Annotated in this window: 14 protein-coding genes and 1 pseudogene; 8 read left to right on the top strand and 7 right to left on the bottom strand. The window is 71.7% G+C overall.

What is annotated here, in order from left to right; translation table 11 throughout:
• Position 1: 1 nt before the first annotated feature.
• Complete coding sequence (locus AB0I49_RS30085) at positions 2 to 790, bottom strand: hypothetical protein (protein ID WP_363230273.1); 789 nt, start codon at positions 788 to 790, stop codon at positions 2 to 4.
• Positions 791 to 962: 172 nt separating this feature from the next.
• Here AB0I49_RS30085 and AB0I49_RS30080 point away from each other — a divergent pair, with 172 nt between their 5' ends.
• Genes AB0I49_RS30080 through amaP form a run of 5 tightly spaced genes read left to right on the top strand, consistent with a single transcriptional unit; the run spans position 963 to position 3,305 of the window.
• A complete protein-coding gene (locus tag AB0I49_RS30080) occupies positions 963 to 1,451 on the top strand; it encodes an Asp23/Gls24 family envelope stress response protein (protein WP_363133338.1) in 489 nt (162 codons plus the stop codon).
• Between the two features lie 12 nt (positions 1,452 to 1,463).
• A complete protein-coding gene (locus tag AB0I49_RS30075) occupies positions 1,464 to 1,655 on the top strand; it encodes a hypothetical protein (RefSeq protein ID WP_030889278.1) in 192 nt (63 codons plus the stop codon).
• 54 nt (positions 1,656 to 1,709) lie between these two features.
• On the top strand, positions 1,710 to 2,048 hold the full coding sequence (locus AB0I49_RS30070; RefSeq protein WP_363230272.1) for an Asp23/Gls24 family envelope stress response protein: 339 nt from the start codon (positions 1,710 to 1,712) through the stop codon (positions 2,046 to 2,048).
• Positions 2,045 to 2,701 (top strand): DUF6286 domain-containing protein, encoded by a 657-nt coding sequence (locus AB0I49_RS30065; protein WP_363230271.1) that lies wholly within the window; start codon positions 2,045 to 2,047, stop codon positions 2,699 to 2,701. Before AB0I49_RS30070 ends, AB0I49_RS30065 begins: the two co-directional genes overlap by 4 nt.
• 7 nt (positions 2,702 to 2,708) lie before the next feature.
• A complete protein-coding gene (amaP, locus tag AB0I49_RS30060; RefSeq protein WP_363230270.1) occupies positions 2,709 to 3,305 on the top strand; it encodes an alkaline shock response membrane anchor protein AmaP in 597 nt (198 codons plus the stop codon).
• Positions 3,306 to 3,389: 84 nt separating this feature from the next.
• Here the strand turns inward: amaP and AB0I49_RS30055 are convergent, their stop codons facing one another.
• The 5 genes and pseudogenes from AB0I49_RS30055 to AB0I49_RS30035 all read right to left on the bottom strand — a co-directional run bounded on the left by AB0I49_RS30055 (position 3,390) and on the right by AB0I49_RS30035 (position 8,848).
• Entirely contained in the window at positions 3,390 to 4,148 is a 759-nt protein-coding gene (locus AB0I49_RS30055) for an SDR family oxidoreductase (RefSeq protein WP_363230269.1), read from the bottom strand.
• 4 nt (positions 4,149 to 4,152) lie between these two features.
• On the bottom strand, positions 4,153 to 5,940 hold the full coding sequence (locus tag AB0I49_RS30050; protein WP_363230268.1) for a glycoside hydrolase family 15 protein: 1,788 nt from the start codon (positions 5,938 to 5,940) through the stop codon (positions 4,153 to 4,155).
• 350 nt (positions 5,941 to 6,290) lie between these two features.
• A pseudogene (locus AB0I49_RS30045) lies at positions 6,291 to 7,052 on the bottom strand (SURF1 family protein); the annotation flags it as partial.
• 58 nt (positions 7,053 to 7,110) lie between these two features.
• The gene (locus tag AB0I49_RS30040; protein WP_363230267.1) at positions 7,111 to 8,124 is read right to left on the bottom strand and encodes a DEDDh family exonuclease; all 1,014 of its coding nucleotides are present in this window, start codon (positions 8,122 to 8,124) and stop codon (positions 7,111 to 7,113) included.
• 106 nt (positions 8,125 to 8,230) lie between these two features.
• A complete protein-coding gene (locus AB0I49_RS30035; RefSeq protein ID WP_363230266.1) occupies positions 8,231 to 8,848 on the bottom strand; it encodes a helix-turn-helix domain-containing protein in 618 nt (205 codons plus the stop codon).
• A gap of 114 nt (positions 8,849 to 8,962) precedes the next feature.
• On the opposite strand from AB0I49_RS30035, the gene AB0I49_RS30030 reads away from it, so the two are divergent.
• The 3 genes from AB0I49_RS30030 (at position 8,963) to AB0I49_RS30020 (ending at position 12,398) form a co-directional block, all read left to right on the top strand.
• On the top strand, positions 8,963 to 9,760 hold the full coding sequence (locus AB0I49_RS30030) for an acetoacetate decarboxylase family protein (protein WP_363230265.1): 798 nt from the start codon (positions 8,963 to 8,965) through the stop codon (positions 9,758 to 9,760).
• Between the two features lie 108 nt (positions 9,761 to 9,868).
• On the top strand, positions 9,869 to 11,158 hold the full coding sequence (locus AB0I49_RS30025) for an amidohydrolase family protein (protein ID WP_363230264.1): 1,290 nt from the start codon (positions 9,869 to 9,871) through the stop codon (positions 11,156 to 11,158).
• The gene (locus AB0I49_RS30020) at positions 11,151 to 12,398 is read left to right on the top strand and encodes an amidohydrolase family protein (RefSeq protein ID WP_363230263.1); all 1,248 of its coding nucleotides are present in this window, start codon (positions 11,151 to 11,153) and stop codon (positions 12,396 to 12,398) included. The genes AB0I49_RS30025 and AB0I49_RS30020 overlap by 8 nt, the downstream gene beginning before the upstream one ends.
• On the opposite strand, the gene AB0I49_RS30015 is transcribed toward AB0I49_RS30020, so the two are convergent.
• Positions 12,355 to 15,564: an NACHT domain-containing protein gene (locus AB0I49_RS30015; RefSeq protein ID WP_363230262.1), complete on the bottom strand. Its 3,210-nt coding sequence runs from the start codon at positions 15,562 to 15,564 to the stop codon at positions 12,355 to 12,357. The genes AB0I49_RS30020 and AB0I49_RS30015 overlap by 44 nt on opposite strands.
• Positions 15,565 to 15,648: the final 84 nt, after the last annotated feature.

Here is a 15,648-nt window from a genome sequence, read left to right as displayed (position 1 = left end):
CTCAGCCCTCGCCGCCGTCCACCGCCGTGATGAGCACGGCCACGGTGACCGGGCCGCCGGCGCCCGCCGACGCGGCCCCCGCCACCGCCTCGCGGACGGCCAGCGCCACGTCCAACGCCCGATGGTCCGCGCCGACGGCGAGCTGGACCTGCACATGGCGTCCGGCGGCCGCGGCCCCTTCCGCCGTGCGGTCCTCGACGCGCACGGCGTGGGCGGCCGGGCCGCCGAGCGCCGGGGCCAGTCGGGTGACGCCGGGGACGCCGCGCACCGCGTCCTCGACGGCGGCGGTCTCCGTACGGGCGCCCGACGGTGCGTCTGTGGGGGTGCCCGGGTCCTCGGAGCCCCGGTCGTCGTCGGCCTCCGCCGCGGCAGCGGCCTCGTCGTCGAACAGCGACGTGATGTGCAGATCCACCGTGTCCACGGCCAGCCCGAGGCGGTCCACGGCCGTCGCCCGCAGGGCGTCGCGGAGCAGCCCCGCCGTCGTGGGCAGCGGCTGGTCGGCCGAGGCCGCGAACCGGGCCTCGACGCTCAGCGGCCCCGGCGGCAGAGCGCTCGGCGGAGGCGGCACCGCCGCACGCTCCGCCGCTTCCGGGCCGCTCGCCCCGGAGCCGCTCGCCCCGATGCGGAGCGGGCCGAGGCGGACGCCCGGCAGCGCGTCGGCGGCCCGGCGCAGCACGCCGCGCGCCGCGCGCTCCGTGATCCACGCGCCGTCCGCCGGGCCGCCCAGCGGCAGCACCCTGCCGAGGCCCAGCTGCTGCCGTACCGCTTGTGCCAACCGGTCCGTGCCCACGTGTCCGTCGCCCCTTCGTCCGTCCGTACACCCAGCCTGCCGCACCGGCCCACCCGATCGGCGGGTGACGCGCCACGGCTGACGTATCCCCGGAGCGGGACGGCGGAATCGCCCTTAGGGTGGCAAAAGGAGCGGCAGGCCGCTCCTTCCCCGCGGAAAGGGATGATCGGCGATGAGCGACACGGCACAGTTCAACAAGTCCGGATCGTCCGGCCAGGACCAGGGCGGCGAGGGCAGAAAGACGCTCGGGTCGGGCGGCAAGCGCGGCGACGCGCCGGGTGACCGGGGCCGGACCACCATCGCCGACGGCGTCGTCGAGAAGATCGCCGGGCTCGCCGCCCGCGATGTGGTCGGCGTGCACGCGATGGGTAGTGGTCTCTCACGGACCTTCGGCGCGGTACGGGACCGGGTGCCCGGCAGCGGGAAGTCCGTCACGCGTGGCGTGAAGGCCGAAGTGGGGGAGGTGCAGACGGCGCTCGATCTGGAGATCGTGGTCGAGTACGGCGTGTCGATCGCCGACGTGGCGCGCTCCGTGCGGGAGAACGTGGTCTCCGGCGTCGAGCGGATGACCGGCCTCGAAGTGGTCGAGGTCAATATCGCGGTGAGCGACGTGAAGTTGCCGGACGAAGAAGAGGACGAGCCGGAGCCGAGGCTCCAGTAGAAGGAGCACAGGATGAGCATGGCCGTGGTCGGTCTGATCGTGGGCATGGCGCTGGGCTTCGCCGGATACTTCGGCGGGTTCGGAGCCTTTCTGCTGGTGGCGGCCCTGGGCGCCATCGGGTTCGTGGCCGGCCGGTTCCTGGACGGCGATCTGGAGCCGGGCGACTTCTTCCGCACGCGTGAGCGTGACGGACGCCGGCGGTGACGGTGCGTGGGACCGTTCGCGACACGGAGCGGGAGCGCGCGGTGAGGGGGCACGGTGGAGCCGGCTGAGCGCGGCGCGACGCGCATCGCGGACCGGGTCGTATCGAAGATCGCCTCCCAGGCGGCGCGCGAGGCGCTGACCGGCCCGGAGGCGGACGGCGCGGCGGACGTCCCGCACGCGGCCGTGGCCGTGCGGGAGATGACGGCGCGGGTGCGGGTCTCCGTCGAGCTCGGCTATCCGTCCGACATCGGCGCGCAGTGCGGCGCGGTGCGTCGCCGCGTCGCCGAGCGGGTGCGGACGCTGACGGGCATGGAGGTGCCCGAGGTCGCGGTCACCGTGGAGCGGCTGCACTCGCCGCAGCTTCAGCGCGCGGGCCAGGGAAGGGTGCGATGAGCGACAGCGAACCGGATACGCGGAGTTCGCCGACGCTGGAGAAGGCGTCGGGCGCGACAGAGAGGGGACGGGCCGGGCACGACCCGGCCCCGGAGCCGGGCGTCGTGGACGGCGGCCGGGCCGGGCGGTTCTGGTCCACGCGGCGGGTCCCGGCCATCGTGGTCGGACTGGTGCTGCTGGGCGCCGCCGGCCTCTTCCTCTACGACGTGGCGGCCGTACGGGCGGACCGCCCCGCGATGCGCTGGCGCCGGTGGCTCGCGGACCAGCTGGCGACCCGTCACCTCGAACACGGCTGGGTCGTCGCCGGGGCCGCGGTCGCCGTCGTGCTGGGGCTGTGGCTGCTGGTGCTCGCCCTGACGCCGGGCCTGCGCAAGTCGCTGCCGATGCGGCGGGCCGGCGGCGTACGGGCCGGGCTGGACCGCGCCGCGGCCTCCCTCGTGCTGCGGGACCGGGCGATGGAGGTCGCCGGGGTGCAGTCGGTGCGGGTGGACGTCGGCCGACGGCGGGTCAAGGCACGGGCGCAGTCGCATTTCAGGGACGTGGACGAGGTGCGCGGCGACCTGGACGCGGCCCTGTCCGACGGCATCCGGCAGCTGGGGCTGGTACGGAAGCCGGGCCTGTCCGTGCACGTACGCCGACCGGCGAAGAGGTGAGCGCGCGGTGTTGAGGACCGTCAACCGGGTACTGATCGGGCTCGTGGGCCTGGTGCTGGTGGCGCTGGGCGCCGCCGTGCTGATCGGCGGCCTGGACCTGCCGCGCCGGTGGGGCTTCTGGCTGCCCTCGGCCTGGCCGTGGAGCGGCCCCCACGACGTCCTGCTGAGCGACGCGGACCGCACCAAGTGGCGGTCGGACGGCTGGTGGTGGCCGGTGGTCATCGCGGTGCTGGCCGTACTGGTGCTGCTGTGCCTGTGGTGGCTGCTGGCGCAGCTGCGGCGGCGCCGGCTGCGCGAGCTGCTGGTGGACAGCGGCGACGGCGAAGGCGCGCGACTCCGCGGCCGGGCGCTGGAGGACGCGTTGGCCGCCGAGGCGGAGGACCTGGACGGCGTCGACCGGGCCCATGTGACGCTGCGCGGCCGGCGCACGGCGCCGCACGCCCGCGTGGGCCTGGTCCTCGAAGCCCACGCGGAACCGGCGGTGGCCCTGGACCGGCTGCGGACCGAGGCCCTGGAGCACGCCCGCGCCTCGGCGGGCCTGGACCGGCTGCCCGCCGAGGTCCGCCTCAGGGCGGTCCGGCACCGCGCGCGCCGGGTGACGTGACGACCTGATGACCTGACGGGCCGGGGCGCGCGCCCCGGCCCGTACCGCTCAAGAAGCAGCGCACCCCGTGAGAGCCCGTAAGGGCTAGAAGCCGTGCCGCGCGCCCCCGTCCACCGGCAGCATCACGCCGTTGACGTACGACGCGGCGGGGGAGAGCAGGAAGGCCGCGGTGCGGCCGAACTCGGCGGGGGTGCCGTAGCGGCGCAGCGGAATGGCGGCGGTACGGCGCGCCTGGTTCTCCTCGGCGTCGCCGCCGCCGAGCGCGTCGAGTTCGCGGATGCGGTCGGTGGAGATGCGGCCGGGGAGCAGGCCGAGCACGCGGATGCCGCGCGGGCCGAGCTCCACGGACAGGGACTTGGCGAACCCGGCGAGGCCCGGCCGGAGCCCGTTGGAGATCGTGAGTCCGTCGATCGGCTCGTGCACGGACGCGGAGAGCACGAAGGCGATCACGCCGCCCGCGCCGAGCGCCTGCGACGCGGCGCGGGCGAGCCGGACCGCGCCGAGGAAGACGGCCTCGAAGGCCGCCCGCCACTGCTCGTCGGTGTTGTCGGCGGCGGAGCCCGGCGGCGGGCCGCCGACGCTGATCAGGATGCCGTCGAGACGGCCGAAGCGGTCGCGGGCGGCGGCGATGAGGCGGTCGGCGGCGTCGGGGTCGGCGTTGTCGGCGGGCACTCCGGCGCAGCCGTCGCCGAGCTCGTCCGCGGCGGCGGCCACCGTCTTCCCGTCCCGGCCGGTGATGATCACCTTCGCGCCGTCGGCGAGCAGCTCGCGCGCGGTGGCGTTGCCCAGCCCGCGGGTGGCCCCGGTGACGATGTACACGCGGTCTTCGAGTCCAAGATCCATGGGGTCAGTCTGCCGGTTGCCCGTCCGCGAGGGTGTGGGCGGTGCCGACCAGCCCGATGTGGCTGAACGCCTGCGGGAAGTTGCCGAGCATCCGCCCGGCCACCGGGTCGTACTCCTCGGCGAGCAGCCCGACGTCGTTGCGGAGCGCCAGCAGCCGCTGGAACAGCTCCTCGCCCTCTTTCTTCCGGCCGGTCATGCACAGCGCGTCGGCCAGCCAGAACGAGCAGACGAGGAAGGCCCCCTCGGATCCGGGGAGCCCGTCCACCGTGCCGCCCTCGGTGCTGTAGCGGCGTACGAGGCCGTCGTGGCACAGCTCGCGCGCCACCGCGTCGACGGTGCCGACCACGCGGGGATCGTCCGGCGGCAGGAAGCCCACCCGCGGGATGAGGAGCGTGGCGGCGTCGAGCTCGGGCGAGCCGTAGGACTGCGTGAAGGTGTTGCGCTCCGGGTCGTACCCCTTCTCGCAGACCTCCCGGTGCACCTCGTCGCGCATCGTCCGCCAGGCGTCCAGGTCGCCTTCGAGCCGGGGATCGGCCTCCAGGGTGCGCACGGCTCGGTCGGCGGCGACCCAGGCCATCACCTTGGAGTGGACGAAGTGCCGGCGCGGCCCGCGGACCTCCCACAGCCCCTCGTCGGGCTCCCGCCACGTGGACTCCAGGAACTCCATGAAGCGCCGCTGCACGTTCCAGGCGTGCGGCTTGTCCTTGAGCCCGGCCGAGCGCGCGAGGTGGAGGGAGTCGATGACCTCGCCGTACACGTCGAGCTGGAGCTGGTCGACGGCGCTGTTGCCGATGCGTACGGGCGCGGACCCCTCGAATCCGGCGAGCCAGGGCAGTTCGGACTCCGGCAGCCGGCGCTCGCCCGCGATGCCGTACATGATCTGGAGGTCGGCGGGGTCGCCGGCGATGGCGCGCAGCAGCCAGTCCCGCCAGTCGGCGGCCTCCTCCTGGTAACCGGCGGAGATCAGCGCGCCGAGGGTGAGCGTGGAGTCGCGCAGCCAGCAGTAGCGGTAGTCCCAGTTGCGCACGCCGCCGATGGACTCGGGGAGGGAGGCGGTGGGGGCGGCGACGATGCCGCCGGTGGGCGCGTAGGTGAGCGCCTTGAGGGTGATGAGGGAGCGGACGACGGCCTCCCGGTGCGGACCCCGGTGGCAGCACTTGCGGGCCCAGGCGCGCCAGTCCTCCAGGCTGTGTTCCAGGGCCTCGTACGGGTCGATCTCCTTCGGGCGCGGCTTGTGCGAGGGGTGCCAGGTCAGGACGAACGCGACCTGCTCGCCCTCGGCGACGGTGAAGTCGGAACACGTGGAGAACTCGCGGCCGTACGTCTTGACCGGGGGTTCGCTGCGCAGCCACGCGGAGTCCGGGCCGGCGATGGCCACCCGCCGGCTGCTGCCGGAGCGGCGCACCCAGGGGACGACGCGGCCGAAGTCGAAGCGCAGCCGCAGCACGCTGTGCATGTCGACGGAGCCGCTGACGCCTTCGACGATGCGGATCACGTCCGGGGCCTTGTCGCGCTGCGGCATGAAGTCGGTGACCTTGACCGTGCCGCTCCCCGTCTCCCAGACCGTCTCCAGGACGAGGGAGTCGTCGAGATAGGCGCGGCGGGTGCAGGTCCCGGCGCCGTCCGGGGCGAGCCGCCAGTGCCCGTTGTCCTCGTCCCCCAGCAGCGCCGCGAAGCAGGCGGCCGAGTCGAAGCGGGGCAGACAGAGCCAGTCGATGGAGCCGTCCTTGCCGACGAGGGCGGCGGTCTGGAGATCGCCGATGAGCGCGTAGTCCTCGATGAGTTGAGCCACGCGTGCCGCCTTCCCGGTAGGCGGGGGCGCTACTCCGCCGAGGCGGCCGTACGAGCGATCCCGGCACCCTCGGAAGCACCGGCCCCCTTAGGCTCACCGGCCTCGGCAGGCTCGCCGGAGCCCTTCGGCCCACCGGCTTCCTTCGGCCCGCCGGCCTCCGCAGGATCGCCGGAGCCGCTCGGCCCACCGTCGTCCTTCGCTTCGCCGGTGTCCTCAGGCTCGTCCTTCGGCCCACCGGCTTCCTTCGGCCCGCCGGCCTCCTCCGGCTCACCGGCCTCCTCCGGCTCGCCGGTGTCCTCCGGCGCTCCGGAGCCCTTCGGTTCGCTCGGGGCGGCCTCTTCGGCCGCCTTGGCCGCCTTGGCCGCTTCGGCGAGGCGGTCGCGGCGCTCCCTGCGGACCAGGATGACCCATCCGACGGGGACGGCGCCGGAGAACAGCCACCACTGCACGGCGTACGCCATGTGCGGGCCGATCTCGCTGTGGTCGGGCGCGGGGACGAGCTCGGGCTGGCCCTTGGCGTGCGGGGATGTCAGCTCGATATAGCCGCCGAGCAGCGGGCGGTGCACGTTCTTCGCCTGCTCCTCGCTGTTGATCAGCATGACCTGGCGGGGCGGCAGGCCCTTTTTGTCCTTGATGCCGCTGTAACCGCTGGTTTCGTCCTCTTTGAGGCGGCCGGTGATCGAGACCTTCCCGGCGGGCGGCGCGGGGACCTTCGGGAACTCGGTGAGGTTCTCGTTCGCGGGGATCCAGCCGCGGTTGACGAGGACCGCCCGCCCGTCGTCGAGCAGCAGCGGCGTGAGCACGTAGTAGCCCTGGCTCTGCCCGTCCGCCGAGGTCCGCTGGCGGACCACCACCTCGTCCTTGGTGTCGTACGTTCCCTGCGCGGTCACCCGCCGCCACATGTCGTCGTGAGGGACGGTCCGGCCGGGCGCGGTGAGCTTGCCGACCGGTACGGGCGTGGCGGCCAGGCTGTCCGCGATCAGCTGGTTCTGCGCGACTTTGTGCTCATGGCGGTGGAACTGCCAGAAGCCCAGTTTGATCATCACCGGAATCAGGACGAGCCCCACCAGCGTGAGGATCACCCACTGCCGGGACAACAGGAAGCGATACACGGCTTTGACGGTACCCGCAGGGGCGCGGGCCCGGACTACGGGGTCCCGCGGCCCCCCCTCACGGGGCGGACGGCGCGGGCACCACATGCTGGAGCAGCTGCATGAAGGCGGCCTCGTCGATCACCGGGGTGCCGAAGGAGGCGGCCTTGACCGTCTTGGAGGTGGCGGAGCCGGGATCGTTGGTCACCAGCACGCTGGTCAGCCGGGAGACGCTGGTCGCGATGTGCAGCCCGGCCTCGATCGCCCGGTCCTCCAGCAGCTCCCGGTCCACGGACGTGTCGCCCGAGAACGCCACCCGCATGCCCTGGACGAGCTGTTCGCCCGGTACGTACCGGCCGGGGTTCGGATACGGGCAGGCGGGCCGCTTGCGGCTGGCCCGCCAGGTGCCGGGGCGGTACGAACCGCCCCCGGCGTGCCCGGAGCGCCCGCCCTGATAGCCGATGGGGGAGGCGGCCGACGGCCCGTCCGACCACTCCGTGAGCGGCTGGCACGCCAGCAGCGGCAGCCGCAGCCCCGCCCGCGCCGCCAGCGCCAGGCTCGGCCGGAACGCCTCCGCCAGCACCCGCGCGTCGTCCAGCGCGTGGTGGGCGCGCTGCTGCACCACCCCGTAGTGCGCGGCGAGGGACTCCAGCTTGTGGTTGGGCAGCGGCAGCCGCAGCTCCTTGGAGAGCGCGATGGTGCACAGCCGCTGCCGCACCGGCGTCGTGGCCCGCGCGCGGGCGTACTCGCGCGCCAGCATCGACCAGTCGAAGGCCGCGTTGTGCGCGACCAGCACCCGCCCCTCCAGCTTCTCGGACAGCGTGGCCGCGATCTCCCCGAACAGCGGCGCGCCCGCCAGCATGTCCGAGGTGAGGCCGTGGATCCAGACCGGACCCGGATCGCGCTCGGGATTGACCAGCGTGTACCACTGGTCCTGCACCTCGCCGCGCGCGTCCAGCTGATAGACGCCCGCCGACACTATCCGGTCGTCTCTGGCGAGGCCGGTCGTCTCCACGTCGACGACCGCGTAACCCTCGGGGTACGCGGTCGGCCACGGTGTCGGCAGTGCGGCTGCGGTGTGGTCTTCGAGCATGGTCCCAGAGGATACGGGCCACCGCTGACAGCGAGGCCCGGCAGGGGACGGCGGGCCGGCCGCCGCGCGCGCCGCGCGCCGGACCGGCCGGAGGCGGCGGGCCCGGTCAGCGCGGGAGGAGCCCGTCGACCAAGGCCCGTACGGACGTGAGGAAGAGCCGCTCCGAATCGACCGGACGGGCGAGGGCGCGCGCGAGCGGCGGATCGCGGTCGGCGGCGGACGCGTCCCACCGGGCCACGCCGCTCGGGCCCCGGGCGGGCGCGCGTTCGCGGTTGCGCTCCACGAGGACGTACCCGACCACCTGGAACTGCACGGCCCGCACGGCCGCCGCGGCGCGCGCCCCGCGCAGCCCGGCCGCGTGCACCTCGCGGATCAGCGCCCGCTGCGCGGGGACGAACATCCGCTCCGTCAGGCCGCGTTCATGGACCACCGCGATCAGCTGCGGATGCTCCAGCAGATCGCGCCGGAGCGCGCGGGCGACGGAGACGATGCGCTGCCGGGGGGTGCGCCCGGTGGGCCGTACGGTCCCGAGGCGGCCCACGGTGGCCTCGACGAGCGCGTCGAGCAGCGACTCGCGATTGCCCACGTGCCAGTAGATCGAGGTGACGGCGGTATCGAGCTCGGCGGCCAGTCTGCGCATCGACAGGGCCTGCGGGCCGTGCCGCTCGACGAGTCGCGCGGCGGCGTCGAGCACGTCCTCGCGGGTCAGCGCCGGTTTCGGCATGTCGCCCCCAACTCCGCTGTGTACGGCGCTCTTTACCCTTCGCGCTCGCGCCTGTAACTGTGTTACACGCAACAGGTCCGGAACGCTGGGGATGCTGTCGAAGGGCGGTAGCACATGGCACGCGTACGGTACGGCGCGCGCGAGGCGGCCGAGGTCGAGGCGGAGCGGGAGCGGAACACGCGGCTCCCCGACATCTGGTCCACAGGCGTGGTCGCGCTCTGGGAGAGCGACCCGGACGCGGTGGCGGCGGTCCTGCCGCCGCCCCTCAAACCGACCGGCCGCCCGCTCGTACGGGCCGCGATCAGCAAGGTCGACCTGCCCGGCTACCCCCTGGGCGCGGGCTCGGTGGCGGTCGCGGCGCACCACGCCGGGCACGACGGCTGGTACCCGCTGGTCATGCCGATGACCCACGAACGGGCGCTGATCGGCGGGCGCGAGGTCTTCGGCGAGCCGAAGAAGCTCGGCGAGGTGGTGATCGAACGGGACGGCGGCGTCGTACGGGCGTACCTGGCGCGGCACGGCATCGCCTTCGTCGAGGTGCGGGGCGCGGTCGGCGGCGCGCTGCCGCTGCCGCCGACCGCCGAGAAGCTGGACTTCTACTTCAAGTTCCTGCCCGGCGTGGACGGCGTCGGCTTCGACGCCGACCCGGTGCTCGTGCACTGCACGCGCACCGAGAAAGTACGCAAGCTGGAGGCGATGAGCGGCGACGTGCTGCTGCGCGAGTCCGCGTACGACCCGGTCGCCGACCTGCCGGTGCGCCGCCTCGTGGAGATCACCATCGGCGAGAAGACCACGGACCAGAAGGGCCGGGTCGTGGAACGGGTCAGCGCGCGGGCCCTGTTGCCGTACGTGCACCAGCGCTACGACGACGTGCGGCAGATCGTGGACGGGCCGCCGGAGGGAAGCGTCTGAGCCGGTGCGGCCGGCCCGGCGCCCGTAGCCCCGCAGATCACCTGAATCCACCTGAATCCACTGAGTTCATCTGAGTCCATCTGATTCCATCCGACCGAGGAGCAAGTGATGACGGACATGACGGACCCGTACTTGATCATCTCCTCCGACTCGCACGCCGGACTGCCCACCGAGGAGTACCGGCCGTATCTGGACGCGAGGTTCCACCGGGACTTCGACGAATTCCTCGGGCAGCGCGAGAGCCGCCGCCAGGAGATGACCCGCCTCGGCATCCGCAACGAGACCTTCGCCGCCAAGTGGTTCGAGGAACACGAGGAGGGCCTGCGCGGCGGCTGGGACGCCGCGCAGCGGGCGAAGGAACTCGACGGCGACGGCGTGGCGGGCGAAGTCGTCTTCCCGGACGCCGACGCCGTCGACAGCCGCACCGCCGCCCCCTTCGGCGTCGGCCTCGGCCTCTCCGGCGACCAGGACCCGGACCTCGGCATGGCGGGCGCCCAGGCCCACAACCGCTGGCTCGCCGACTTCTGCGCGCACGACCCGAAGAGGCACTGCGGCGTCGCCCTGCTGCCCATCACCGGCGACGTGGACCGCGTGGTCGCCGAGATCCACCGCGCCAAGGAGACCGGGCTCGGCGCGCTGATGATCCCCGCCATGTGGGTGGACAAGGCCCCGTACCACGACCGCCGCTACGACCCGGTGTGGGCGGCCGCCGCCGAGGCCCGGATGCCGGTGATCACCCACTCGGGGGCCGCGCCGCGCCACGAGTACGGCGACCACCTGGGCATCTACGTTTCCGAGGTGACCTGGTGGCCCGCCCGGCCGCTGTGGTTCATGCTCTGGTCCGGCGTCTTCGAGCGCCACCCCGGCCTGCGCTTCGGCATCGCGGAGTCGGGCTGCTGGTGGCTGCCCAACCTGCTGTGGTTCATGGACCGCCTCTACCTCGGCTCGCACGGCGGCAAGAAACTCTCGCCGTTCGCCGAACTCAAGCGTCCGCCGCACGAGTACCTCGACCGCAACATCTTCATCTGCGCCACCAACACCAAGCGGCGTGAACTCGCCCAGCGCTACGAGATCGGCGTCGACAACATCCTGTGGGGCAGCGACTTCCCGCACCCCGAGGGCACCTGGCCGCGGACGCGGGAGTGGCTGCGCGGCACGTTCCACGACATCCCGGTCGGGGAGACCCGCCGGATGCTCGGCCAGTCGGCGGCCGAGGTCTTCGGCTTCGACGTCCCGGCCCTGACCGAACTCGCCCGGCGCATCGGCCCCGTCCCGGCCGACCTCGGCCAGAGCGCGAACCAGGCGCCCGTCGAGGCGTCCTGGCGGCGGTCGCGTGAGACCGGCCGGCACTGGCTGACCGGGTTCGACTTCCCGTACATCGGGGTGGGCGATGACTGAGCACGGCCCCGCCGATCGCTATACGGTCATCTCCGCCGACTGCCACGCCGGCGCGGATCTCCTCGACTACCGCCCGTACCTGGAGCGCGCGCACCACGAGGCGTTCGACGCCTGGGCGGCCACGTACGTCAACCCGTACGAGGACCTCCTCGCCGACTCCGCCGACCGCAATTGGAACTCCGACCGCCGCCTGGCCGAACTGGAGGCGGACGGCATCGTCGCGGAAGTCGTCTTCCCCAACACCATTCCGCCGTTCTTCCCCAGCGCGTCCTTGATGGCCCCCGCGCCGACGGTGGATGAATTCGCCCAGCGCTGGGCGGGCCTGCGCGCCCACAACCGCTGGCTCGCCGACTTCTGCGCTGCGGCCCCCGGCCGCCGCGCGGGAGTGGCGCAGATCCTGCTGAACGATGTCGAGGAGGCCGTACGAGAAGTCCGCTGGGCCAAGTCTTCGGGCCTGACGGGCGGCATCCTGCTGCCGGGCACCCCACCGGGTTCGGGCCTCCCGGAACTCCACTCCCGGACGTACGACCCCCTGTGGGCGGTCTGCGCGGAACTCGACGTCCCGGTCAACCACCACGCGGGCTCCGCCTCCCCGCCCCTGGGCGACGAACCTTCGGCCCGTGCCGTCTTCATGGTCGAGACGACGTGGTTCTCGCATCGGGCCTTGTGGCATCTGATATTCGGCGGAGCTTTCCACCGCCACCCGGGGTTGCGATTGGTCCTTACGGAACAGGGCTCGGGCTGGATTCCGGGTGTGCTGGAAATGCTGGACTACTACCACGGGCGGCTGGTCGCCGCGTCTACGCGCGCGGCTGCGGCTACGGCGGAGGCCAAGTTCGGGGCAGGGCTGGGGGAATTGATGGGTGCGCGTCCGAGCGAGGTGTGGCGCGACCACTGCTTCGTCGGCGCGAGCTTCATGCGGCCTCATGAGGTGCCGCTGCGCGACCGGATCGGCCTGGAGAAGATCATGTGGGGAAGCGATTACCCGCATGACGAGGGCACGTATCCGTACACGCGGGAGGGGCTGCGGGCGGCTTTCGCGGGGGTGGAGCGGGGAGAGGTCGCGGCGATGGTCGGGGGGAACGCGGCGCGGGTTTACGGGTTTGATTTGGAGGTTTTGGGTGCGATCGCGGGGAGGGTGGGGCCTACGGTCGCGGAGGTTGGGGAGCCATTGGGGGAGGTGCCGGAGGGGGCTACTAGTCCGGTATTCGCGAAGGGGGCTTCTTTGCGGGTTTGGTGAGGAGAAACAGCAGAGTGATTCGTTCGGGTGCAATTTGCTCTTCGCCGGTTACGCGGGTCTCGTCGGTGAGGCAAATGGTGAGCTTCTCCAAGTCGGCCACTGGGCTCAGGTCGATCGGGGTTCCGGAAAGCGCGCAACGCGATAGCCAGAGTGATCTTAGGTTTGGCAGTTCGCGCAACGGGGCGAGTCCGTTGGGTATGTTGCATTGCCATAGGCTGAGCCGTTTTAGCTGCGGGAATTTTTCTACCAGGGTCAGGTCGAGTGCACTCAGTTCTCTCAGGTGCAGATCCGATAACTCGGTAAGGGAGGTAGTCCTGGACAGTTGCTGCAAATGCATCGAACCAGTGAGCCCGAGCAGGGTGAGGTGCGGCCAGCGTTCAATGCCCTCCAGGCTCAGATGGCGTGTTTGTGGATGGAGTCGGAGCTCTGTGAGTTGAGGGCCGACTGGCAATTCCTCTAAGCGGTCGAAGAACAAGGGGTGATCGATCGATAGAGACCGGAGATTAGGCATGTCCCGCAGTGGCTCCGAGGAGGCGCCAGGGTGAACGTCGGAAAGGTGGAGAGAAGCTAGCCCCGGACCGGCGAGCGGGCTCAGATCGCTTAATTCTGGGCAACGGTTGAGTGCGACCTCTTGCAGGTGGAGGTTGGTAGAGAGTGCGGATAGGTCGCTGAGGGTGTGGTTATCGAGAATAGTGAGCCTTTGAAGGCCGTTGGTTAGGAGCAACGGCCTCAGGTCGGCGTGTGGACCTGCCACAAGCGCGCAGTGTATCTGCGGTATGTGACGTGAGGCGGCGAGCTGCTCTTCGCTCTCCACTCGCAGATAGGATTTTTCCCACGAGTGGAAAGCCAGGATTTCCTGAGCATACGGTTCTGCCTCGAAAGAACCCCATGCCTGCGACATCTGGTTTGCGACCGGTGAACGTGCGTCATCTTTGAAGCGAGAAATCAGGGCGAAGGCGGCATCCCCCTTGATCAACCCCGCAGTTCGCACCACCGCTGCCGCAGCATCTTCGTCGAGCCCGTCCGGCCCTGGTAGCAACTCCAGGACTAACGCGCCGACCTTCGCCAGCTCCTCTGCATCGTTCAGCGTGCGTGGTGGCAGCAACTCGGCTGTTCGCCTCTCCACATCCGCCCGAAGCGCCGGATCTAATTCTGGAGCATGCTCCAGACAAGCCGCAGCCAGCAGCACGAGCCTTTGTCGATGCCCCTTCCCCCGCTCCGCGCGTCGCAGTAACTGCCGTAGCAGCCGCTTCCGTTCCTCCACGCGCGCGTGCCCCACTGCCATCCGTACAACGTCATCCCACTGGTCGTCATGCGCGTTGCGGACCAGCAGCCCGAAGTCGCGCGTCTCGACCGCCTCCTTAGACCCCAAGTAGTCCTGAAACGTCCGATGGACGAAGTTCACCGAACCGGGGATCGGTTCAAGAAGCAGACCGCTGCGGTTGAGCAGATGGTTGAAGACCGCTTGCGCGTCGCCTTGCGCGCGTACGTGCGGCATTGCGGTCATCCATCCGTCGATCATCTCGATGGCCTCCGCGCACGTAGCTTCGGCCTGACCATTGCGGATCAGCCAATACGCCAGGCGCTGGAGCAGCACCATCTGCTCGTCCCGCGTCAGGTCGACGCCCTCCACCCCGGCGATCTCGCGCTCCGTATCCCGCCGTACGAGCAGCATGTCCAGCGAGGCGTCGTACAGCTCCTTGCGGGCGCGCGGCAGGTGCATGCGGCGGTCGCGGTTGAGGGCGCAGAGCAGGGCGCACATCAAGGGGTTCGTGGCGAGCTGGCCCAGTTCGCGGCGGGAGGTGACGGCTTGCTGGAGTGAGCGCTCGTAACCGTCCAAGAGTTGCTGTTGCCGAGGATCGGCACACTCCTCGCGAGCCGCCCCATGCCAATGCGCGATGAACTGCCGAATGTCCTCGCGCCCCATCGGCAGCAAGGAGTGCGCTGTAAATCCCTGCCCCTGCAACCAGTCCTCCGGGACGGCGGAAGGGCGCGTGGTGACGATGTACCGGGCATGAGGGAAGGCGGACAAGAGCGACCGCAGCCATTCCCTCGTGCGCTGCCGCAGCGCCGACGGGACCTCGTCCACGCCGTCCACCAGGACCAGCGCCCGCCCCTCGGTGAGCAGTTCCTCCACCCACCCCGCCGGCGCGGCCCCCGCCAGCGGATTGCCCGTGGCGGCCAGGAACTCACCCGGCAGCGGCAGCGACTCGCGCGTCGCGAAGGACCGCAGTCGCAGCACGAACGGCACGTGGCCGTTCCAGTCGCCCAGCGTCTGCCCGAAGCTGCGGCGCGCCGCATTGGTGGCGAGCCATTGCATGAGCGTGCTCTTGCCCGAGCCCGCCGGGCCGCGCAGCAGCATCCGGTCGCTGCCCGCCAGGGCCTGTTCGGCCGAGACCGAGACAGTCATGGGTTGGGCCGTCGGCTCCAAGCTGTAGTGCTCGGCCTCGCTGCTCATACTCAACGTGATGTACGCGGTGCTCAACGGCCATTCCCGCGCCCCGTTGCACCCCAGCGTCAGCCCGAAGAGCTGCAACCTGCCGTGCGTCGCCTCGACGTACCGCCCGTAGCGCTCCTCGAACTCAAGGGCCCGCGCCTCGGGCGTGGGCCCCAGCCTCTCCCGCACGGCCTCCACCGCCCGTCCCGCCTCGCCTGACCGCCGCACCAACTCGACACTCGTACGCGCCGGGAAGGACCGCAGCGTCGTCACGTACTCCACAAGGTGCGAGCAAGCGGCATCCAGCAACTCCCCGAACAGCGCTGTCCCTTCCTCGCCGAGCCCCGCCCGTTCCGGCAGCCCAGGGGAGCGCTCCAAGAGCGCCGCCCGCAGCCGCGCCGGATCGAGGTCCGCCGCGAACAGTGTCTCCTGATCGATGACGTCCGGCCCGCTGAAGACATCGCACACCGCATCGACCGCTGCCCGCTGCTCATGCTCCGGCAGCGACGGCCCCGCCCCGGCCCCCGTTCCCGCCAGCCGCCGCGCCAACACCCCCACCAGCCGCGCCGTCTCCTCCTCGCCCAGCCGCTCGGGCCGCCGCCCCGCCCGCGCCGGGCGGCCGGGCCTGCGTACGAGCCCCGCCCCCGGGTTCTTGGCGATCAGCGACTTGGCGAGCGCGCTCACGACCGTGGTCGCCAGCCGTAGAACGACCGCTTCCGCCCCCTGCATCCGCCGCTACCTCCCGTGTCGCAACGTCGGAGCAACGTCGGAGCCAGTATCCGCCCGCGCCCCCGCCCCTACTGGCCGAACCCC

The organism is Streptomyces sp. NPDC050617 (assembly GCF_040654795.1).
Classification (GTDB): Bacteria; Actinomycetota; Actinomycetes; order Streptomycetales; family Streptomycetaceae; genus Streptomyces.
Note: the sequence above shows the minus strand (reverse complement) of the source record. Positions and strands in the feature narration are given on the sequence as shown.

Excerpts from the sequence above, each read along its gene's own strand:
- AB0I49_RS30080 (WP_363133338.1), top strand. The coding sequence starts at position 963 with ATGAGCGACACGGCACAGTTCAACAAGTCCGGATCGTCCGGCCAGGAC.
- AB0I49_RS30075 (WP_030889278.1), top strand. The coding sequence starts at position 1,464 with ATGAGCATGGCCGTGGTCGGTCTGATCGTGGGCATGGCGCTGGGCTTC.
- AB0I49_RS30065 (WP_363230271.1), top strand. The coding sequence starts at position 2,045 with ATGAGCGACAGCGAACCGGATACGCGGAGTTCGCCGACGCTGGAGAAG.
- AB0I49_RS30055 (WP_363230269.1), bottom strand. The coding sequence starts at position 4,148 with ATGGATCTTGGACTCGAAGACCGCGTGTACATCGTCACCGGGGCCACC.
- AB0I49_RS30040 (WP_363230267.1), bottom strand. The coding sequence starts at position 8,124 with ATGCTCGAAGACCACACCGCAGCCGCACTGCCGACACCGTGGCCGACC.
- AB0I49_RS30035 (WP_363230266.1), bottom strand. The coding sequence starts at position 8,848 with ATGCCGAAACCGGCGCTGACCCGCGAGGACGTGCTCGACGCCGCCGCG.
- AB0I49_RS30030 (WP_363230265.1), top strand. The coding sequence starts at position 8,963 with ATGGCACGCGTACGGTACGGCGCGCGCGAGGCGGCCGAGGTCGAGGCG.
- AB0I49_RS30025 (WP_363230264.1), top strand. The coding sequence starts at position 9,869 with ATGACGGACATGACGGACCCGTACTTGATCATCTCCTCCGACTCGCAC.
- AB0I49_RS30020 (WP_363230263.1), top strand. The coding sequence starts at position 11,151 with ATGACTGAGCACGGCCCCGCCGATCGCTATACGGTCATCTCCGCCGAC.
- AB0I49_RS30015 (WP_363230262.1), bottom strand. The coding sequence starts at position 15,564 with ATGCAGGGGGCGGAAGCGGTCGTTCTACGGCTGGCGACCACGGTCGTG.